This is a genomic window from Desulfatiferula olefinivorans, assembly GCF_054657895.1.
The window spans coordinates 17,976-37,628 of the sequence record NZ_BAAHXV010000005.1 but is presented as its reverse complement, the minus strand read 5'-3'; the positions used below and the strand labels follow the sequence as shown (position 1 = coordinate 37,628).

Below are 19,653 nucleotides of genomic sequence, written 5' to 3'. Positions count from 1 at the left end.
CAATGCGGGCAGACGCGCCGTATGACGGGCGTGTCTGTCTGTTGTATGAAAGAATCGTTATGCCCGAACATTTTCAAAAAAAAGCCGCCTCCCTGTCCATCGGGGTCGTGGGAGCCGGAAGCTGGGGCACGGCCCTGGCCAACCTGCTGGCGGTCAAAGGCTATCGTATCGATCTCTGGGTGTTTGAACAGGAGGTCAAAGAAAGCATCGAACAACACCACATCAACACGGTCTTTCTTCCCGACATCGTGTTGTCGGAGAACATCGTCCCCACCAACGACATCCGCACGGCGGTCTCCGGCAAGGACCTGGTCCTCGTGGTGGTGCCTTCCCACGTCATGCGTGAAACCGCCGCCATGATGGCGGACCATATCGGCCCCGACACCATCATGGTGTCCGCCTCCAAAGGCATCGAAAACAAGACCCATCTGACCATGCTCGGCGTGCTTGGGGACATGCTGCCGTCCGTTACCGAAGATCGGCGGGTGGTGCTGTCGGGTCCCAGCTTTGCCAAAGAAGTGGCCCTGGAGATGCCGACGGTGGTGGCGGTGGCCTCGACGAACCGCAGGACCGCCCGTCTGGTTCAGCACGTGTTCGCCACCCCCCGGTTCCGGGTCTATACCAACGATGATCCGGTGGGCGTGGAAGTGGGAGGCGCCATCAAGAACGTCATCGCCATCGCCGCAGGGATATCCGATGGGCTGGACCTTGGCCTCAATGCCCGGGCCGCCCTGATCACCCGCGGCCTGACCGAAATGAAACGCTTAGGGGCCTGCTTCGGGGCCGACCCCCATACCTTTGCCGGTCTGGCCGGGGTGGGAGATCTGATGCTCACCTGCACCGGGAACCTGTCCCGGAACCACACGGTGGGCGTTCAGCTCGGAGAAGGAAAAACCCTGGATGAGATTCTGCTCGAAATGCGTATGGTGGCCGAAGGTGTGAAAACCACGCGCTCGGTGTACAACCTTTCCCAAAAACTGGGGGTTGAGCTGCCCATCTGCAACGAGGTCTACAGGATCCTGTTCGAGAACCAGGACCCGAAAAAATCCATCACACGCCTGATGACCCGGACCCTCAAACACGAGCTGGACTGACCCATGGGCGGAACGGCGGAACAGAGCAGTCAGGGGCACCGCAAACGGCTGCGGGAACGGTTTCTTGAATCGGGTTTTTCCGGTTTTCATGACTACGAGGTCATCGAACTTCTTCTGACCCTGGGCACCCCGAGGAAGGACTGTAAAGACGCGGCCAAGGCCGCCATCAGCCGGTTCAAGACCCTCCAGGGCGTCTTCGAGGCCTCGGCATCCGAGCTGACGGAAATCCCCGGCATCGGTCCGGCCAACCAGTTCGGCATCCGGCTGGTCCGGGAAGCATCGGTGCGTTACCTTGAAAGCCGGGTCATCGGCACGGATCCGATCCGGCATGCAAAGGAGCTGCTTGATTATCTGAACATGGCCATCCGCGACAAGTCCAGGGAATGCTTTGTCGCGGTCTTTCTCAACGCTAAAAACAAGGTGATCGCAAGTGAGACCCTGTTCACCGGGACCCTGACCGCCACGTCGGTCTACCCGAGGGAAGTGGTGCGCTCCGCCCTCGATCACCGGGCTGCGGCGGTCATTTTCGCCCACAACCATCCGTCCGGAGATCCCGAACCGTCACCGGAGGATACGGCCATGACGCGGCAGCTGGTGTACGCTTTGAAACTCATGGGCGTCACCGTTCACGAGCATCTTGTGATCGGTGCTTCCGGTCACTACAGCTTCGCCGAACACGGGCACATGGCCCGGTTCAACCGCGAATTTCATGAAAACAACAAAATCGCCGCTGAATGAGGCGGAGGCCGGACTCCCATGACACCGTCCGATAAAACAAAACCCGACTGCTTCGGATGCCTGGACCGGGTCTTTCCCATGACCGACTCCGGTCTGAGGCAAAGCCCCGAGACCTGCATCCGTCAGTGCCCCTGCAAGACCGAGTGTCTGAGGGCCGCACTTTCCGCTAGCACGAAGGCCCGCGAGGAACAGGTGGACCATGCCTATCAGGCCGGGCTGATGTCCTTTCTGGACCGATGGTCCCGAAAAAAACAACTGAACCGGGAAAAAAAACGACCCCAAAACCCCAAACCGCATCCCTGATGGAGTGAAACATGAAAACGATCAACGACATCGATATTTCAGGCAAAACCATTTTTATTCGTGTGGATTTCAATGTTCCCATGGACGACCGTCAGCTGATCACCGAAGACACCCGGATCACCACCGCCCTGCCCACCCTGGAATACGCCCTCTCCCAGAACGCGAAAATCATCCTGGCCTCCCATCTGGGCCGCCCCAAAGGCAAGGTGGTGAAAACCATGAGTCTCAAACCGGCCGCCGACCACCTGGCCAAGCTGATCGGCAGGCCGGTTGCCATGGCGCCGGACTGCATCGGCCCCGAGGTCAAAGCCATGGCCGCCGCCATGAAGCCGGGCGAAATTCTGATGCTGGAAAACCTGCGGTTCCATGAGGCCGAACAGAAAAACGATCCGGATTTCGCCCGGGAGCTGGCCTCGCTCTGCGATGTCTACATCAACAACGCCTTTGCCGTGTCCCACCGGGCTGATGCATCAGTGGCCGCCATTACCGACTTTGCCCCACAATGCGCCGCCGGGCTGCTCCTGTTCCGGGAAATCGATTTTTACAAAAAGGCCATGGAAACCCCCAAACGTCCGCTGGTGGCCATCGTGGGCGGAGCCAAGGTGTCGAGCAAGCTCGGGGCCCTTGAAAACATGCTCGGGAAAGTGGACTGTCTGATTATCGGGGGAGCCATGGCCAACACCTTTCTGAAAAGCCGGGGGTACGACGTGGGAGCGTCCCTGGTTGAAGACGATCTCATCGATACCGCGAAAAACGTCATGGACCGGGCCAGAGAAAAAGGCGTCCGCGTCCATATCCCTGTCGATGTGGTCGCCGCCGACGCCTTCGACGCGGACGCCCCCCATCGGGTGGCAACCGTGGACGCCATCCCCGCAGGAACCACGGCCCTTGACATCGGCCCTGAAACCGTTGCCGATTTTTCAGAAGCCCTTGAATCAGCAGGCACCATCGTCTGGAACGGCCCCATGGGGGTCTTTGAGATGGCCGCCTTCAGCCGGGGCACCTTCGCCATTGCCGAGAAGGTGGCCCAGTCCAGCGCCCTGACCATCGTCGGCGGGGGTGATACCGATGCCGCCGTGCATGCGGCCGGCGTGGCCGACAAAATGTCCTACATCTCCACCGGCGGCGGCGCCTTCCTCGAACTCATGGAAGGCAAAATCCTCCCCGGGGTCGCCTGCCTGGAAAAAACCCGAAAATAACGGACCGCAAAGCCTGTTATTTTTGAGGCGCATGTCGTGAAAGGAATGGATCGTGGATAAAGCTGAACGCAGTCTGATACGCTGCGAAGCGCTTTCGTTCAAATACGCGGACGGCCCCCTGGTGTTCAGCGGGGTGTCCCTCACCTTCGGGGCCGGCGAGTTCCACCTGGTCCGGGGCCCGTCGGGAACAGGCAAGTCCAGCTTTCTGAGATTGCTGAACCGGCTGGAGGAACCGGCCGGCGGCCGCTTGTTTTTCAAAGACCGTCCCTATGCCGACCTGGCCGCGCCGGAACTCAGGCGTCAGATCCTTTATATCCAGCAAACCCCGGTGGTCGTCGACGGGACGGTCAGGGACAATCTTCTGATGCCCTTTTTGCTCAAACACAACCGAACCCTGCCAAAGCCGGATGATCAACGGCTTCGCGAACGGCTCGACAGCGTCAGCCTGAACACCGTGGCCCTGACCCATCCGGCGCGAAGCCTGTCGGTGGGTCAGCAGCAGCGTCTCTGCCTGATCCGCGGCCTTCTTTTGTCCCCTGCGGTGGTCCTTCTCGATGAGCCGACCAGCGCCCTGGACGATGAGAGCAGCCGGATTGTGGAAGCCATGGCGGAAGCCCTCTGCCTGGACAGCGGAAAAACCGTCGTCATGGTCAGCCACCGCGAATTCCGGCCTCGGCGGGTGGTTCCCCGGATCATCGATGTCAGGGACGGCCGCTTCACCGTCACCCGTGGAGAGAAGGCATGACCCATCAGCTCGTGGATATCGGCCCCCTTCAACTGGCCGTCGGCCTCGTGTTCGTTCTGATCTCGGGCCTGGCCTCGGTGGCCTATTCCCTCAAACTCGAAAAAGATCTTCTGATCGGAACGGTAAGAACCTTTGTCCAGCTGTTCGCCCTGGGCTACGTGCTGAAATTTGTCTTCGCCCTGTCCAGCATGGCCCTGGTGCTCGGCGTGTTCGGCTTCATGATCCTGTTTGCCGCCTGGACCATCTACAGCCGGGTCAAGGACAGGCAGATTCCTTTTTTTCTTCCGGTATTCTTCTCCATGCTGCTGAGTTTTTCCCTGGTGTCCTTTGTGGTCACTGCCGTGGTGGTAGGGGTCAAGCCCTGGTGGGAGCCCCGCTACTTTATTCCCTTAGGGGGCATGGTCATCGGCAATTCCATGAATGCCATCGCCATCGCCATCGAGCGCCTGATCGGCGAACTGAAAAACCTTCGGGCGGAAATCGAAATGAAACTCTGCCTGGGCGCGGACAGCCGGGAGGCCTCGGGGCCCATTCTCCGGAAAGCCATGCAGGCCGGGATGATTCCCTCCATCAATTCCATGATGGCCGTGGGCATGGTCTTCATCCCCGGGATGATGACCGGCCAGATTCTCTCCGGGGCCGATCCCCTGATCGCCATCAAATACCAGATCGTCGTCATGGTCATGCTCACCGGCTCCACGGCCATCGGCACCCTGACAGCCGTACTCCTGGTCCGCAAACGCTGCTTCAACAAAGCCGAACAGCTGGTCCTAAGACCCGACTGATTGTGTCCTAGCGGCAGGGGCAATCCTCTGAGGACGGCCCGTCGGCCGGCGGAGCCTGATAAACGGCGCCGGAAAGCAGGGCGTTCACGGCCAGCGACAGGGGCACGGGCAGATCCAGTTCGGACAGATCGAATACCGTGTGATCAAGCGTTTTCCCGGCGATGCGTGAAGCCAGGAAAAGACAGGTACGCTCAAACACCGACAGGTCACTGACCGCGCCGCGGGCCAGGTCATCGCTCAGCCCCAGGGCGTTTTCCACAACACCGGCATACGCCGGATCGAGAAGCAGTCTCTCCAGCCGAACATGCAGATCAGCGGGTTTATCTTTCACCAGACATCGGGCCCCGTCGACCAGGGAGGACACGCTCACACGTCTCTCTTCAAGACGCTGAAACACATCCCGTCCCCCTTCCAGTCCGTTCTGCCGGGCCACGGCCTCCCGCACCCCGGCGTAAACGGCCCGGGCAATCAGCTCACCCATTTTCGAATGGCCTCCGGCGTTATCGATCAACGCACCGTCACCCGGCGCCACGAGGATGTTGTCGGTTCCCGTGCCCGTGGCCGAGGCGGATAGCGGGGCATAGGAACTCCGAACATCCAGATCCCAAAGGGCTGCCGTTTTGGCCTCGGTGGCCGTGATGATCGCCCGGGTCATGGCCCGGACGCTGAGGGCCATGTTGCTGAGAACGATCACGTTGATGGTGCCGGGTTCGAAATAGTCTCCCGAATCGGTGCCCATCCGCATGGCGTTGCCCCGGACGCCTGCGGTGACCAGGGCCGTAACGGTCATGGTTTTGAACCGTTCTGTTTTCACCGAAAGATGGTCCATGTCGGCCCCGGTGAACAAAAACACGCTTTTCTCCGGATCTTTTCCGATCACCCGGCACAGGGCCCCGCGGAGATCGTCGAGACCGGCCCCATGAGTGAGAGACCAGCAGGGCGGCGGTGAATAATGGTTGCCCACGCTCACAACACCGGATCTCAGGCCGTCCAGGGTGGAGACCACGGTGCGGGGTGTTTTGAAATCGATGATCAGGGTTTTGTTCTCAAAATCGTCGATCATGCCGACGGCGACCCGGGCCCGGTTCACATGATCAAACGACAGATCCATGGGCCTGTTCTCCACAATCGCCCGGGGCAGGACGTTTCGCGCGGAGTCGGCGAATTCTTCGGCATAGATCCGGGCCGACAGCCAGGATACAAAATCACCCAGATGGACGCCGGAACGGCAGGTCAGCCCGCAGGGAAAAGTCAGAAGCCGCCCGTTACGCACGGCATCGGCATCACGAAACCCCTCTCTTTCAAACAGGCTCCCTGCGGTGGTGAGATCGTCCCCGCAGCCGTAAATCACCTGGGGATTGAAGGCCGAGAATTCCTCAGGAGTCACCGGGACCACGTTCCCGGCTTTTCCGAAGTCCGGGGCGATGCCCCCGGCGGCCCGGATCATCTCATTTTGAAAGGAATCGTTGCCCGGCGTCATGACCTGATCCCGCCCCATGAGACGCATCACGCGCAGCCGTTTATTCACGGGAATCGACGCCGTCTTGCGGGCAATGACCTCCAGCTGCCTGCGATTTTTATCGATCAGCGCCCGGGCCTTACCGCCGCGATCGAAGAGCGTGCCCATCATTTCCAGGTGCCGGAACGCATCGTTCATCATCCGGGTGTCGAGTACGCAGACCGGCACGGTATCGCCGATCCGGTCGATCAGTATCTTCTGAAACGACGAGGCGATGATAAGATCCGGCCCAAGGGCCGTCACCTTATCAAACGAAGGCCGGGTGAAGCCGCCCACCACCTGTTTGCCCACGGCGCCTTGGAGATCGCCGCTATGCACGGTCAGGCCAATCACATGGCTGTCCGCCCCGAGGGCAAAGATCATCTCCGCCGCCGAGGGCACCAGGCACACGACCTTCCGAGGCGGCTCGTCGAAACGGATGACGTTTCCCGTATCATCCGTAACGGATAACGGCCCGGCCCCGACAACGCCGGACCAACCCAGTATAAACGCAAAAACGACAGCCGCCGGCCATGTAACATAAGGGTTTGAGTGCATTTTACATCTCCTGCTCTGATATGGGGTGATTCACAACGGCTGTCCGGAAATAAAAATCCCCGGACCGATACGGTTTCGATCCGGGGATGTCCCTTTTTATCCGAATGGATCGGGCCGGGCACTTCCCAGTGCGTTCGGCACCCTGGTTCGGGCAGGTCTTCTGACTCTCGGATCATCCGATGGGGCCGCCCCTTCCCGGGCCATGTTCTGCCCAGTGGTCTCGCGCGGCCGTCGTCCCCGATCACAGCGGTGGGCCCGTCCCCGTTTTTCACGGGGTTCCCTTTCAAGCTCTTAAAAAGCACCCGAACCCTTTTTCCTCCTATTCATACCCCATGGCCCAATTAAGTCAAGGAGCAAGATCAGAGGCGCTTTTTTGCGCTTCAAGGGGCGGTGATTAAACCCACAGCCGTGCAATAAAACGTTGCTTTTTGAGATCATTCTGATAATTTAAAAAATCTATTTTAAGCATAGAAAGTGTTCTTTAATAATATCAAATTGTTACAACGGCGGCATCATTGTTTCACACAACGGATGATGTCCCTGCAAGCGGATTCGGTCCCGTTTTTCACAGACCGTGATCCCATCAAACCGATTCGGCCATGACCCCGGCCCTGCGCCGAAGGTCTCGACCAGAGCCTTTCATCTCTTCATTCAACAATCCCCACGTCATTTCCGCGCCGAATCACACCGTTTTCAAAACCCATGATTAAAAGATATAACTAATTAAAATAAAAGGAGATTAAGATGGATCGAGGCGAGGATAGAAAAAAAACAAGAAAACTTGTCATCGAGGGAGGCCAAAAAGCGTTCACCAAAAACCTCTCGGTCCCCAACCCCGTCCCGGAAAACGCCATTGAAAAGGTCAGCGACATTCTAAGGTCAGGCGAACTGTTTCGATATGCCTGCGACCACCCGTCAGAATCGGAAGCCGCCCTTTTGGAAAGGGATTTTGCCCGGTATATCGGCTCGACCTATGCCCTGGCGGTCAACTCCTGTTCCAGCGCCATTTTCATTTCCCTGCTCTGCGCAGGCCTCGAGCCCGGCGACAAAGTCCTTGTTCCGGGATTCACCTTCACCGCCGTTCCGAGCAGCATCATCCACGCAGGGGGCGTTCCCGTCCTGGTCGAATGCAACCCGAATTACACCTTGAACACCGATGACCTGGAACAAAAAATTGCCGATGATACACGGTTCCTGATGCTGTCCCACATGAGGGGACATGTTTCGAATATGAAAAAAATCGTCGAGATCTGCCGGGCCAAGGGCATTTGCCTGATCGAAGACGCCGCCCACAGCCTCGGAGCACGTTTCGACGGTCAATTGGCCGGCACCTTCGGGAAAGCCGGGTGTTTCAGTTTCCAGTCCCACAAAATGATCAATGCCGGAGAAGGCGGCATGCTGGTGACCGACGACGAGGAGTTTATCGCCAAAGCGATTCTCTATGCCGGCTCATTTGAAAAATCCTATGAGAAGCATTTCATCGACAGCGACAAGCTGCCGGAACTCCAGAAAAAAATCCCCACCTACAATCAGCGGATATCCAATGTGACCGCCGCCATCGCACGGACCCAGATTCCCCTGATCGATGCCAACGGCAGGAAATACAACCGGAACTTCTCCGTTCTTTCGGATATCATCGGAGGGTCGGACTATATCGATATCCCCAAGGTGGAAGACGGGGTTTACAAGATCTACGATTCGGCCCAGTTCAACCTGGTCAACCTTTCAGGATTTCAGATCGAACGGTTTGTGGAACTGATGAACATGGAAGGCATCAAACTGTCGGTCTTCGGCATTGAAACGGACAACGCGAGGTGTTACTGGAACTGGGAGTATATACGGGAAGATCATCATCTTCCTGAAACCCGGGAAACCCTGGTGGCGGCCTGCGACCTCAAACTGCCGCTTTATCTCGACCACGGGGACATGAGAGTCATCGGCACGACCCTCCTCCAGGTTCTCGATTATGTGGTACGCGAGGATGATGAACGTCTGTCGGCCTGAACGGCCACCGGTTCGTTCGGAAATGCAGGGCTTGATTCCCCGCTCATGGCGTATTATAAACGGCCCCGGACCCACTTAAACGGCACGAGGCTTGTCATGAACGATATCGAACGCAACCTGGCCCGTTACCTGGCCATGGAGACCCTGCTCAACGAATTTTTCGGAGCATTTGATTACTGCCTGTCCCGCTGCATCCGACCGGCTATGGAAAAAAACGGCAATCGCCCCGTGGCGGCCTGCTGCAAAAACAGGTATTACGGCCTTTACGACCTTGACCACCCGGCCTTTGACCGGCTGAGGGACGAGCGGGAAATGCGGTATGGGAAACCCGGCGACCATCGCTGGATGTCGCCGGTGTCCCCATGCGAATACCACAATCCCGAGTCCGGCTGTGTGCTTGCCACCCACAAAAGCCCCGTCTGTCTGGCCTTCATGTGCCGGGAAAGCATCGACTTTCTTCGGGAAACCTATGGGCTCTATGCCTACGACTACCTTGGCGTAAACTACGCCCTGGAATGGATCCTGACCGGCGATTTGCCCGAGGACCAGTACCGTGAGTTCAAGGCCGGTATCGAGTCGATGATCCGGACCATCACAGACAAAGCCCTCTGATCGTCACAGCTTAGAGAGCTTTTCCTTCGCTTTTCAAGGCCAGATAGGCCTCTTCCAGTTTTTTCAGCAGGTTTTCGGCATCGGGCGCCTGTTTGGATATGATCAGGTGAACCTTGATGTTTTTCAGCACGGTGTGGCTGAGTCCGGTGATGTTGGCGGCCTTCAGGGCCTCCTCGGCGGGTTTCTTGTAATCCAGAACATAGTCTCCACGCCCTTTGATTAGTTTTTTAAACGCCAGCTCATGGCTGTCCGAGGGATCGGTGGCCACCTGGTTGTCGGGATTGTTCAGGTAGCCGATCAGTCCTCCGTAGCCGAAGCCGCGGATGGTAATGACTTTTTTCCCGTTGAAATCGGGGATGGCCGCAATGGGCGGGGTCCCTTCCCTGTTGTACACACGAATTTCAATTTCAGTGACCGGAATATCGCTGTTCAGCACCACGCCCTCAAATTCGGGAACACCTTTGATGCCCAGCCAGATCTGGGTCGTTCCTTCGGCCAGGTTCTTGTAGAGACGCTTGGGAGGAAATCCTTTCAATTCGTATGTGATGCCCGCCTTGTCCATGATGCTCCGCAAAAGATCCGCCATGGAACCTTCGACCTCATTCTCGCTTTTCACCACATAAAACGGTGGAAAATCGAGAACGCCCGCCTGATACACGGTGTCTGCCGTGACGGGAGTTTTGGCGAGCAGAACCAGAGCCGCCATAAGACCAAACCATCGAACGGACGAAAAAAACATGTCTTTCATCATCATCCACCTCTCTCAAATGGGTTCAACAACGAGCCTTCGCGATCTCCTTCGAAGGCGGGACAACACAGAACATGCCCCCGGGGCATAAAAGACCGGAGTATCCAGTGAACGGAATCTTCTTTAAAGAATTATCGTCTCCATCGCAGGCAAACTTCAGTTTTTTGACCGACCCGATCATCAATCCCATCGGAAGGCCACCACCTTATGATTGAAAAAGGTGGGAATAAGCAGCAGTTTTTTGTCTGCCACATATTCCAGATCCGCCGACTGGATACCCGCGTCGGTGGTATCGAGAAGAACGGTCGCAGGACCGGCTGGGGGAACCAGGCGTGTGGCCCCCTTCCAGTCGGAAACGATGAAATTCCCCTTGCCGTCGGGACGAAGGCCGTCGATGCCCGACCCCACGACGGCGAAATTCACGATCGTCTGATCGGACAATCGGACGCTTTTAATGGTGCCGTCGCCGGAGTTGCCCACCATCAGCTTGTCCTCCTCCATATGAAGCCCGTTGGGCGAACGTATTTCCGGGGTCTTCAACCATACGGCGAAGGTTTTACCGGACAAACGCCAGACGGCACTCTGTTGTTCGTCCATGTCGGACACATAGATGTTTCCCGCACGATCGGCCGCCACGTCATTCAGAAAAACGGCCCCCGGTGCCGGGTAGGCGGCCGTGATATCCCCGGTGACGAGATCAATCTCAACCAGACGATCGATATCGCTGACATACAGGCGCTGCCCGTAAATAGCGGCGCCTTTGGGCGCATCGAGTCCCGTGGCCCATTTCAACTGAAGGATCTCCCCGGTGAGGGACAGCCTGGAGATAAACCCCCGGCCGTTTTTCTCGGTGGGCTTGCCGTTGATGTTCGACACAAAAAGGGTTTGGCTGTCAGGGTGATAAAGGACCGATTCAGGGACCTGAAGCCCGTCCGCCGTCTCCCACAGACGAACCAGGGTCTCGACGGCCTGGGAGTGGCACGTCATCACCGCAAGCATGACAATCAACGCACAAAGCATTTTTTTCATGATAACATCTCCTGTTCGGGACGCGAACGCATCTGAGGTATGATTGTTTCAGGGTGTCGTTTTTAAGGATCATTGACGATGACGGTTCGTCGATTGTCCCGCCGGGAAACCGGGCTTTCTTTGAACGGATGGGGGCGTTTCAGACGGCCGTCGGACAGGCCTGAGCGATGGCGGTGAGCCGGACTTCCCCGCCTGAAAAAACGGGGAAGTCCCTTTCACACGTCGGTCATCACCCGTTCTGGGTCACGACAAAGCCGCTGGGCTGAAGGCCCGTTTCCGCAGGCGTTCCGGCGATATTGGCCAGATAGGTGTTGCCCAGATTGGTGATATGCGACGCCACATTGTCAAAATAATTGTAGTGAAGCTGCTCCTCATCGATGATGGTCTCGAACAGTTTCATGCTGATGCTGTCGCCGTTCTCTCGACAGACCTGGAGGAACTGATTGTACTGATCCACGGTATCGTCCTCCAGATCGGCATCGAAGGGATAGATCGTATCCACGGCCTGACGTTTTTCAATGGGACCGATGGGATCGGCCGTGGGCTCGCCGCCCAGTTCCTTGATGCGTTCGGCGAACATTTCCGAATGCCGCATTTCATCAATGGCGATGAGTTTGAGTTTGGCTGCCAGTTCCCCGTAATCCATGTCGTCAAGATTGTAATGCTGATTCATGTACTGATGAATGGCCTGAAGCTCCATGGCCCTGGCTTTATTGAGAACCTCAATGACGTTGTTGCGCCGTTTTTCCCTGTCTTCCTTGGACATTGTAAAACCTCCTTTTCGATTGTATGGCAAGTCGAGATTCGTTTTGTTCAGTTTCACGCCCGTTCATGGTGTTACGGCAGCGGTTGATACCGCCCACGGCCATGATTTTTTTTTGATGCAGTGTCACACTATAAGCAAACCGACCGACAAAATCAACCCACTTGTTTCCCGAAGAGAGCGTCAAATGGGGTTTTCGAACTTGTAACCCACACTGTAGACCGACATGATAATGTCTTTGTCGGGGTAGATATCATGAATTTTCCGCCGCAGTTTCCGGATGTGGCTGTCAATGGTCCGATCACTGACCACGCGGTCGTCCGGATAGATGGACGTCATCAAAAAATCCCGGGTAAAAATTCGCCCCGGACGCGCCGCCATGACTTCAAGGAGGGTAAACTCGATGGCTGTCAGCGTGACGGTTTTTCCCATGACGGTCACCTGATGCCGTGAACGATCGAGGCTGATCCCCCGGAGCAGATCCTCGTCGACACGGGCCTGGGATCGCCGGAGTACGGCTTTGACCCGAGCCACCACCTCCCGAAAACTGAAGGGCTTGCAGATATAGTCATCGGCGCCGAGTTCAAGGCCCAAAAGCCGGTCGATTTCTTCGACCCGGGCGGTGATCATGATCACGGGGATCTGCGAAAAGGTTCTCAGTTCCCGGGCGATATCCAGCCCGTCTTTGCCGGGAAGCATCAGATCCAGAAGCATCAGATCCGGAGGGGTCTGCCTGACATAGGGCAGAACCTCGCGGCCGTCGCCGATCATATGCGTCTCGAATCCCGACGTCTTCAGATAATCGCTGAGCAGCGACGCCAGCCGTTCTTCATCTTCGACAATCAACACACGCTCGTTCATTGCTGTTGCCCTTTCGTTCCCGAACCGTTTTTTATCTCAGAGTCATGCATTCTTGCGGTCCGTCAGAGGCAATTCGATGTCCAGCCGTAATCCGCCCAGCGGGGAATGGGACGCGACGATGCGCCCGCCATGGGCCTCGACGATGTTCCGGCAGATGGCCAGCCCCAGGCCCGACCCGCCGTAGCGCCTGTTTCGCGACCCTTCAACCCGGTAGAGCCGGTCAAACAGTCGCCCAAGGGCGTCGGCGGGAACCCCGGGAGCCGAATCGTCGATCCGAACCCGAACCGATGATCCCAGGGGGTCGATGCCGATGTGGAGCCGGCCTCCGGATGCGGTGTAATCCAGGGAATTCTGGACAATGTTGCCGAACAGCTGTTTCAACCGTTCGGGATCGGCGAACACCAAAGGACGCACGACGGAACAGGTGACATCCGCGGTGATCCCGCTGCGGCCCAGGGCCTCCGCATGACGATCGACGACCTGGCCGATCAGGTCCGCCAGGTCGGTTTCCTGTTTCCTGTAATTCATCGAGCCGGTGTCCGTCCGCGACAACTCGTTCAGATCGTTGACCAGACGGATCAGATGATGAATATCGGCCTGAAGGTTCCGGACGGTGTCGGGCGTCAGATCGCGGACACCGTCTTCCAGGGCTTCCAGTTCGCCGCTGAGCAGGGTCAAAGGGGTTCTGAGTTCATGGGCGATGTCCTCGACCCACTTTTTCCGGTCCGCTTCATTTTGTTCGAGGGTTTGGGCCAGGGCGTTGAAATCGTCGGACAACTGCCCCAGTTCATCCCGGGATGTCACCGGAATCCGGGTCGCCAGATCCCCGGAGGTCAAGGCTTGTGTTCCGCGGATCAGCACGGCGATGGGCCGTTCCAGGTAATAGGCCGTCCACACCGCTGCCAGAATCGACATCAGCACCATGCCGAGGGCGATCATCAGAAACACCCGGGTCTGCCTCTGGAAAAACAGCAGTTCCTCCGCCTGGATCCTTGTCGGTGAATGGGACAGGCCCAGATATCCGACGGTTTGTCCCTCCACGACCACCGGCACCAGGTTCTTCGGGCCGATGCCGTCCAGGGTGCCGAGCACCGGGTGACGGTTCTGGTCAAGAAGGACCAGGCCGGGTTTTCCTCCCCCGGGAGCAGGCCCCCTAAGATCCTTCGCCGGACGACCGTGACCGGGTCGCCCCGGAGGCTGAGGGGGATGGGCGCCGTGGTTCAGACGGCGCCATGTCCTGAACGCATAACGCTGGACCCCGTCCCAGCTGTCCGGATTATCGGTGAGAAAGGACCAGCTGCCCTCCTCGGCATAGTTTTCGGCCAGCATCCGGCACATTACCCCGAGGTGTTTTTCCTGCATGGTGTCCATGTAACCGATCAGCCCCTGTTTGAAGGTCATCCGGGTAAACACGAACATGCCGATGATAATCAGAAGACTCACCGACAAAAGAATGGCGAACACTTTGTATTTGATACCGAACCGCATCTCAGGCTCCACCTGTGGGAAAGACACCCCGACCGCACAAACGCACATGCCCGGCCGCTACCGGCCGGGCAAGGCGTTATCGTTCATGATCAAGAGGATCACTGGGCGGCAGCAGGGCCCGTGAACGGGCAGTCACCCATGCGGGGACCGAATCCGCCTTCGCCCTTCCCGTGGGCCTGACCGCCCTTGCCTTTATGGAAAGCCCCCCGCATCCCCGGGCAGCGTGCATCCATACCCGCTCCTGCGGTATGAGCCGTGAACACGGCCCACTGCTCGTCGGTCAGGACCTTTCGCAGGTCATCGAGGGCGTCGAGACGAGCCAGTTCCTTTTCCTTTTGGATACCGACCATGGATTCAATCTGCTTTTTTACCGCATCCTTTTTAAAGTTGCGGTCCTTGATCAGATTCTGCTTGTCGACCCGGGCCACCTGGTAGTCGGCCCGCAGGCGAATCATCTTTTTCCGGTGATCGGCGTCCTTCTCGGTCAGCGCCGATCTTTGGGCGTCATCCAGGGTGATTCCCGGAATCCGTTCGACCATGGTAAAGCAGGAGGGCTGGGCATAGGCCTGAACCGCTCCGGCCACAAAAAGGGTTATGATGGTGATCACGGTGAGTTTTATGGCTGTTTTCATGTTATAAATCCTCCGGTTTGTTGGTGATGGACGTCTTGTCCCTGTCCTTTGATTCCCATATAACCAGAAAAGTATGCAAACACGATGAAGCAAATGTGAAAAGATTGTGCACGATCAAACCAACGGGGCCGACGGCCCCAGACCCCGATCAGGAAGGATCGAGGAAGGGATAGTCCGTGTATCCTTTCGCTCCGCCTCCGTAAAAGGTGGCCTGATCCGGGACATTCAGCGGCGCGTTTTTCCTGAATCGTTCGACCAGATCCGGATTGGCCAGAAACAGCTTGCCCAGGGACACCGCATCGGCATCCCCATGCAAAAGGCTTCGGGCGATCCGTTCACGGTCGTATCCCCCGTTGGCCATGTACGGTCCCTTGAACCGGTCCTTGAGCTGCCTGTAATCGAGCCGCGCCTGACCGCTTACAAAATCGCCCTCCACCACATGGAGAAAGGCAAGGCCAAATCCGCTCAGCATGCGGGCCGCCCCATTGAACGTCGATTGGGGGTCACTGTCGGTGATGTCGTTAAAGGTGTTCTCCGGGGACAGGCGTACGCCCACCCGGTCTGGCCCGACCGCGTCACAGACCGCCCCGGTCACCTCGCCGAGAAATCTCAACCGGTTTTCAAGGCTTCCCCCGTAGCGGTCCGTCCGCCGGTTGCTGCCGTCGCGGATGAATTGATCAATCAGGTAGCCGTTGGCCCCGTGTATTTCCACCCCGTCAAACCCCGCGTCCACGGCCAGCTTCGCCGCACCGGCGAATTGGGCCACAATCTCCTGAATTTCTTCGGTTTCAAGAGCTCGCGGCGTTTCGAAGGGCTTTGGCCCCTCCGGTGTGAAAATCTCCCCCGCCGGGGCCAGGGCCGAGGGGGCTACCGGCCGCGCTCCTCCGGGCTGGAGAAGCGGGTGGGAAATGCGTCCCACATGCCAGAGCTGGATCACCATCAGCCCGCCCTTTTCATGGACCGCCCGGGTGACGGTTTTCCAGCCTTCCACCTGTTCGGAGCTGTAAATACCCGGCGTTCCGGGATACCCCTGTCCCTGCGGGGAAATCTGGCTTCCCTCACTGACAATCAGCCCCGCACCGGCGCGCTGGGCATAGTATTCGGCGTTCAAATCCCCGGGGGCAAGATTCTCCCCGGCACGGTTCCGGGTCAGGGGTGCCATGACCAACCGGTTTTTGAGGTGCAGGGCGCCCAGTGTGATCGGTGAAAACATATCGTTTGTATTCATAAGGTCACTCCTTGTAAGAATTCGGTGTCAAACGCAACGGTATCTGAACAGACGGACCTGACGGCCCGGACCTGTTGACGAGAAGGGTTTGACTGACAATATAGGTCCTTTTCCGACAATGTGCAACGCACCATCTTCAATATCGGTATCGGAATCGATTCCACAGCCTTTGCGGGCAAAAAACGGTTGCCTATCAACACCCCCTGAGATCACCCCGCCCTTTTCCTTGCATAACGGGCGTCGAATGCGTTAGATATAGGACCGTACAATCATACGATGATTATCACCGCCGGCCGAAACGGAAAAACACATGCCCCAGAAAGCACCTTCGTGGACCATAGACGACCTGATCGACCTCGAGTATTTCATGCACCGGGAAGATCCCCGCATCGACGAGACGGACCGGGACCTGCGCCATCAGCAGGAAAGGGCGTTCTACCTGACGGATATTGTCCCCCGGCTCGACGGGGCCGGACCATCGACGGCCCGCCGGACCGGGATGATCCTGCGGCACTGGCTGGAGTTCCGGAGAAATGACCACCCCCCCGGTCCCGCCCACGGCCCCCTTCTGCCCGGGTCTGTTTTCAGGCAGATTTACACGGCCCTCATGACGATCTTTGTGTTTCTGGGATTTGCATCGGGCTGGGGTCTGGCCTTTTCCTTTTTAGTCTATAAAGGCAGCGCCCCCCTCAACGTGTCATCCTACCTGGGGCTCTTCGTCTTCAGCCAGCTTGCTCTGATTCTTCTTCTACTGACTGTTGCCGCCCTCCCCCGGCGACGGCCGGGCACCCAGACCTTTTCCCTGATCCGGACGGGGCTTGGCGCTCTCCTGATCCATGCGGCGGCATGGCTGGGCAAGCGGTACGACCGCCGTCTTTCCGCGGAAAAACGCAGTCACTTCAAAGCGGCCCTGGGGGTTATCCGGGGGAGAAGCCGGAACTATACGGGCTTATTCCCCTGGCCCGTCGTGATCCTTACCCAGGTGTTCGCCGTTTTTTTCAATCTCGGCGTTCTTGCCGCCACCCTGCTGCGGGTGATTGGATCGGACCTGGCCTTTGGCTGGCAGTCCACCCTTCAACTCAGCGCCGAAATGGTCCACCGGGCCGCCGCATTTCTGGCCCTGCCCTGGTCGGGACTGGTTCCCCCGTCCCTGGCCCATCCGTCGCCTGCCCAGATCGAAGGATCGCGGATCATCCTCAAGGACGGGATCATGCAGCTTTCCACGCCGGATTTGACGGCCTGGTGGCCCTTTCTCTGTCTGGCCGTTGTGTTTTACGGCCTGATTCCCAGAGTGATTCTTCTGGCCTTCGCCTTTTTCATGGAACGGCGGACCCTTGACCGGCTTGTTTTTTCAAGCATCGCATGTGATCGTCTGCTGCAACGACTCCGTTCACCCTGGCTGGACACCCGGGGAGAACGGCAGGACGCGACGCCAAGACCCGAACCCGCAAGAACACCGGCCGCCGACATTGCCCCCGAGGACCCAACCCGCGCCGTGATCGCCCTGGTCCCTGACGACCTGGTCGGGCTGTGCTCCGAAGCGGACCTTGACAGCCGTCTTCTCAGCGTTTTTGGATCGGGTCTTTCCCGGATCGTCCCGGTCAGCCTGACCATGAGCCGGGACCGGGCGATGATCGAAGGTCTGCTTGACGATGCCAAGGGCCGCCTGGTGCTTTTGATGGAATCCTGGCAGCCGCCCATCCGGGAAACCCTTGCCTACATCCGGGAACTTCGCAGCCTGGGGGGCCCGGCATTCAGGGTGTATGTCCTGCTGACCGGCCCTGCCGCGTCACAAACCCTTTTTGAGACACCCACCCCCCGGGATGTCACGGTCTGGGACCGTGAGATCAAGGCCCTGGGAGACCCCCTGATTCATCTTGAATCAGCCGAACCCGCAAATATCCGGACAGGACCCACGCCATGACCACCCAAGCAAGCATCCCTGAATTCGCCGTCCTGGGCCATCCCAACGAGGGAAAATCGTCGCTGGTGTCGACCCTCACGGAAGACGACAGCGTCAGGATCAGCGCCTTTCCCGGCGAAACCACCGAGTGTCGGGTGTTTCCCGTCATCATCGACGGCAAGGAGATTATTCGGTTCACGGACACGCCCGGATTTCAGGCACCCCGCCGGACCCTGGAATGGTTCGAAAACCACAGCGGCCCGGAAGACGACATCGTCCGGGACTTCATCCGGGTTCACCGCGATGATTCCCTGTTCCGGGATGAAATCGAACTGCTGACCCCCATCGCCCGGGGGGCGGGCATCATTTACGTGGCGGACGGCTCACGGCCCATTCGAAGCAGCGATCGTGCGGAGATGGCCATCCTCAGCCGGACGGGCCGGCCCCGTATCGCCGTCATCAACAGCAAGAACGATGAAACACGGTTCAATGCTCAATGGGAGGATGCGTTTTCACAGCATTTCGACACCGTCACCCATTTCAACGCCCACCATGCCAGTTATCGGGAAAGAATTTTTCTGCTCGAAACCATCGGCAGAATGCGAAGCGACCTGAATGTCCCCCTCACCACGGTCATCGAGGCATTCAAAACCGACTGGAGCCGGAGAAACCAAACCACCGCCGAACTGATACTCAGCCTGGCGGAATCCTGCCTCTCCCATTCGGTTCAGGGCGTCATCCGGGACAAATCGGCCAAGGACAGAGAGAAACGCGCGCTGATCGATCGTTGGGTTTTAGACGTCTCAGAGATGGAAGCCCAAACGCATCAACAGATACGGGCCCTTTTCAAACACAATATCTTCAATATTCTTATGCCCGAGCATTCCATTTTGTCCCGGGACCTGTTCGATTCGGAAACCTGGCGTGTACTGGGGCTATCCAGGGCTCAGCTGGCGGCGGCCGCCGCCACCGTGGGCGGAGCCGCCGCCGCCCTTATCGATCTGGCCGCCGCCGGTCATTCTTTGGGCCTGTTCACCCTTCTGGGCGGTGCGGCCGGAGCGGGTTCGGCCCTGTTGGGAGCCAGACGGATCGCCAGGGTCCGCCTGCTGGGCCAAAGCCTGGGGGGATACACCCTCACCGTGGGGCCTCACCGGGACCTGGGGTTCATGTTCGTCCTGTTTGACCGTGCGCTGTTGTTTTACAGCCACATCATCAATTGGGCCCACGGCAAGCGCACCCACGCCCCCCTTCCCGCCGACCGCTTGGGCGACAAGGACGCCCTGACGGCCCACTGGCCCCGCGGGGTGAGAAACGATATGATGTCGTTTTACTCCGCCCTGAAAACCGGTGATCCGTCCAAACGGGAAACGGCAAAGCAAAGAGCCGCCGAGACACTGAAAGCGATTCTCGACGCCATGCCCTATCGCTCATGATAGCGCTTCCCGGGACCTTGACAAAAAAACAA

At 58.2% G+C, this 19,653-nt stretch carries 18 protein-coding genes and 1 riboswitch; of the genes, 10 read left to right on the top strand and 8 right to left on the bottom strand.

Features of this window, described 5'->3' with window-relative positions; all coding sequences use genetic code 11:
* Positions 1-59: 59 nt before the first annotated feature.
* Genes ACYQ11_RS05595 through ACYQ11_RS05570 form a run of 6 tightly spaced genes read left to right on the top strand, consistent with a single transcriptional unit; the run spans position 60 to position 4,864 of the window.
* Positions 60-1,094: an NAD(P)H-dependent glycerol-3-phosphate dehydrogenase gene (locus tag ACYQ11_RS05595; protein WP_459922772.1), complete on the top strand. Its 1,035-nt coding sequence runs from the start codon at positions 60-62 to the stop codon at positions 1,092-1,094.
* A gap of 3 nt (positions 1,095-1,097) precedes the next feature.
* Positions 1,098-1,832 carry a RadC family protein gene (gene radC, locus ACYQ11_RS05590; protein WP_459922771.1) on the top strand — a complete coding sequence of 245 codons (735 nt, stop codon included), beginning with the start codon at positions 1,098-1,100 and terminating at the stop codon, positions 1,830-1,832.
* An 18-nt stretch (positions 1,833-1,850) separates the two neighbouring features.
* Entirely contained in the window at positions 1,851-2,135 is a 285-nt protein-coding gene (locus ACYQ11_RS05585) for a hypothetical protein (protein WP_459922770.1), read from the top strand.
* Between the two features lie 11 nt (positions 2,136-2,146).
* The gene (locus tag ACYQ11_RS05580; protein ID WP_459922769.1) at positions 2,147-3,334 is read left to right on the top strand and encodes a phosphoglycerate kinase; all 1,188 of its coding nucleotides are present in this window, start codon (positions 2,147-2,149) and stop codon (positions 3,332-3,334) included.
* A 52-nt stretch (positions 3,335-3,386) separates the two neighbouring features.
* Positions 3,387-4,079, top strand: a complete 693-nt coding sequence (locus ACYQ11_RS05575; RefSeq protein ID WP_459922768.1) for an ABC transporter ATP-binding protein — start codon at positions 3,387-3,389, stop codon at positions 4,077-4,079.
* The gene (locus tag ACYQ11_RS05570; RefSeq protein WP_459922767.1) at positions 4,076-4,864 is read left to right on the top strand and encodes an ABC transporter permease; all 789 of its coding nucleotides are present in this window, start codon (positions 4,076-4,078) and stop codon (positions 4,862-4,864) included. Before ACYQ11_RS05575 ends, ACYQ11_RS05570 begins: the two co-directional genes overlap by 4 nt.
* Positions 4,865-4,871: 7 nt before the next feature.
* Here the strand turns inward: ACYQ11_RS05570 and ACYQ11_RS05565 are convergent, their stop codons facing one another.
* Positions 4,872-6,920 (bottom strand): adenosylcobinamide amidohydrolase, encoded by a 2,049-nt coding sequence (locus ACYQ11_RS05565; protein WP_459922766.1) that lies wholly within the window; start codon positions 6,918-6,920, stop codon positions 4,872-4,874.
* A gap of 133 nt (positions 6,921-7,053) precedes the next feature.
* Positions 7,054-7,241: riboswitch (cobalamin riboswitch) on the bottom strand.
* 423 nt (positions 7,242-7,664) lie between these two features.
* Between ACYQ11_RS05565 and ACYQ11_RS05560 the strand changes: the two genes are divergently transcribed.
* Together ACYQ11_RS05560 and ACYQ11_RS05555 are read left to right on the top strand one after the other, a co-directional pair.
* Positions 7,665-8,924, top strand: coding sequence for a DegT/DnrJ/EryC1/StrS family aminotransferase (locus ACYQ11_RS05560; protein WP_459922765.1), 1,260 nt, complete (start codon positions 7,665-7,667; stop codon positions 8,922-8,924).
* A gap of 96 nt (positions 8,925-9,020) precedes the next feature.
* A complete protein-coding gene (locus ACYQ11_RS05555) occupies positions 9,021-9,536 on the top strand; it encodes a hypothetical protein (protein WP_459922764.1) in 516 nt (171 codons plus the stop codon).
* 10 nt (positions 9,537-9,546) lie between these two features.
* Here the strand turns inward: ACYQ11_RS05555 and ACYQ11_RS05550 are convergent, their stop codons facing one another.
* From ACYQ11_RS05550 to ACYQ11_RS05520, 7 genes are all read right to left on the bottom strand, one after another.
* Complete coding sequence (locus tag ACYQ11_RS05550) at positions 9,547-10,275, bottom strand: substrate-binding periplasmic protein (RefSeq protein WP_459922763.1); 729 nt, start codon at positions 10,273-10,275, stop codon at positions 9,547-9,549.
* Between the two features lie 189 nt (positions 10,276-10,464).
* On the bottom strand, positions 10,465-11,313 hold the full coding sequence (locus ACYQ11_RS05545) for an SMP-30/gluconolactonase/LRE family protein (RefSeq protein ID WP_459922762.1): 849 nt from the start codon (positions 11,311-11,313) through the stop codon (positions 10,465-10,467).
* 229 nt (positions 11,314-11,542) lie between these two features.
* Positions 11,543-12,079, bottom strand: a complete 537-nt coding sequence (locus ACYQ11_RS05540; RefSeq protein ID WP_459922761.1) for a ferritin-like domain-containing protein — start codon at positions 12,077-12,079, stop codon at positions 11,543-11,545.
* 180 nt (positions 12,080-12,259) lie between these two features.
* Positions 12,260-12,937 (bottom strand): response regulator, encoded by a 678-nt coding sequence (locus tag ACYQ11_RS05535; RefSeq protein WP_459922760.1) that lies wholly within the window; start codon positions 12,935-12,937, stop codon positions 12,260-12,262.
* Between the two features lie 42 nt (positions 12,938-12,979).
* On the bottom strand, positions 12,980-14,425 hold the full coding sequence (locus ACYQ11_RS05530) for an ATP-binding protein (protein ID WP_459922759.1): 1,446 nt from the start codon (positions 14,423-14,425) through the stop codon (positions 12,980-12,982).
* A gap of 98 nt (positions 14,426-14,523) precedes the next feature.
* Positions 14,524-15,057 carry a Spy/CpxP family protein refolding chaperone gene (locus ACYQ11_RS05525; protein WP_459922758.1) on the bottom strand — a complete coding sequence of 178 codons (534 nt, stop codon included), beginning with the start codon at positions 15,055-15,057 and terminating at the stop codon, positions 14,524-14,526.
* 148 nt (positions 15,058-15,205) lie between these two features.
* Positions 15,206-16,285: an alkene reductase gene (locus ACYQ11_RS05520; protein ID WP_459922757.1), complete on the bottom strand. Its 1,080-nt coding sequence runs from the start codon at positions 16,283-16,285 to the stop codon at positions 15,206-15,208.
* A 310-nt stretch (positions 16,286-16,595) separates the two neighbouring features.
* Between ACYQ11_RS05520 and ACYQ11_RS05515 the strand changes: the two genes are divergently transcribed.
* A complete protein-coding gene (locus ACYQ11_RS05515; RefSeq protein WP_459922756.1) occupies positions 16,596-18,209 on the top strand; it encodes a DUF2868 domain-containing protein in 1,614 nt (537 codons plus the stop codon).
* Positions 18,206-19,621: a GTPase/DUF3482 domain-containing protein gene (locus ACYQ11_RS05510; protein ID WP_459922755.1), complete on the top strand. Its 1,416-nt coding sequence runs from the start codon at positions 18,206-18,208 to the stop codon at positions 19,619-19,621. Before ACYQ11_RS05515 ends, ACYQ11_RS05510 begins: the two co-directional genes overlap by 4 nt.
* Positions 19,622-19,653: the final 32 nt, after the last annotated feature.

Excerpts from the sequence above, each read along its gene's own strand:
- ACYQ11_RS05510 (WP_459922755.1), top strand. The coding sequence starts at position 18,206 with ATGACCACCCAAGCAAGCATCCCTGAATTCGCCGTCCTGGGCCATCCC.
- ACYQ11_RS05560 (WP_459922765.1), top strand. The coding sequence starts at position 7,665 with ATGGATCGAGGCGAGGATAGAAAAAAAACAAGAAAACTTGTCATCGAG.
- ACYQ11_RS05580 (WP_459922769.1), top strand. The coding sequence starts at position 2,147 with ATGAAAACGATCAACGACATCGATATTTCAGGCAAAACCATTTTTATT.
- ACYQ11_RS05545 (WP_459922762.1), bottom strand. The coding sequence starts at position 11,313 with ATGAAAAAAATGCTTTGTGCGTTGATTGTCATGCTTGCGGTGATGACG.
- ACYQ11_RS05565 (WP_459922766.1), bottom strand. The coding sequence starts at position 6,920 with ATGCACTCAAACCCTTATGTTACATGGCCGGCGGCTGTCGTTTTTGCG.
- ACYQ11_RS05555 (WP_459922764.1), top strand. The coding sequence starts at position 9,021 with ATGAACGATATCGAACGCAACCTGGCCCGTTACCTGGCCATGGAGACC.
- ACYQ11_RS05525 (WP_459922758.1), bottom strand. The coding sequence starts at position 15,057 with ATGAAAACAGCCATAAAACTCACCGTGATCACCATCATAACCCTTTTT.
- ACYQ11_RS05530 (WP_459922759.1), bottom strand. The coding sequence starts at position 14,425 with ATGCGGTTCGGTATCAAATACAAAGTGTTCGCCATTCTTTTGTCGGTG.
- ACYQ11_RS05595 (WP_459922772.1), top strand. The coding sequence starts at position 60 with ATGCCCGAACATTTTCAAAAAAAAGCCGCCTCCCTGTCCATCGGGGTC.
- ACYQ11_RS05570 (WP_459922767.1), top strand. The coding sequence starts at position 4,076 with ATGACCCATCAGCTCGTGGATATCGGCCCCCTTCAACTGGCCGTCGGC.
- ACYQ11_RS05520 (WP_459922757.1), bottom strand. The coding sequence starts at position 16,285 with ATGAATACAAACGATATGTTTTCACCGATCACACTGGGCGCCCTGCAC.
- radC (WP_459922771.1), top strand. The coding sequence starts at position 1,098 with ATGGGCGGAACGGCGGAACAGAGCAGTCAGGGGCACCGCAAACGGCTG.
- ACYQ11_RS05515 (WP_459922756.1), top strand. The coding sequence starts at position 16,596 with ATGCCCCAGAAAGCACCTTCGTGGACCATAGACGACCTGATCGACCTC.
- ACYQ11_RS05540 (WP_459922761.1), bottom strand. The coding sequence starts at position 12,079 with ATGTCCAAGGAAGACAGGGAAAAACGGCGCAACAACGTCATTGAGGTT.
- ACYQ11_RS05585 (WP_459922770.1), top strand. The coding sequence starts at position 1,851 with ATGACACCGTCCGATAAAACAAAACCCGACTGCTTCGGATGCCTGGAC.
- ACYQ11_RS05535 (WP_459922760.1), bottom strand. The coding sequence starts at position 12,937 with ATGAACGAGCGTGTGTTGATTGTCGAAGATGAAGAACGGCTGGCGTCG.
- ACYQ11_RS05550 (WP_459922763.1), bottom strand. The coding sequence starts at position 10,275 with ATGTTTTTTTCGTCCGTTCGATGGTTTGGTCTTATGGCGGCTCTGGTT.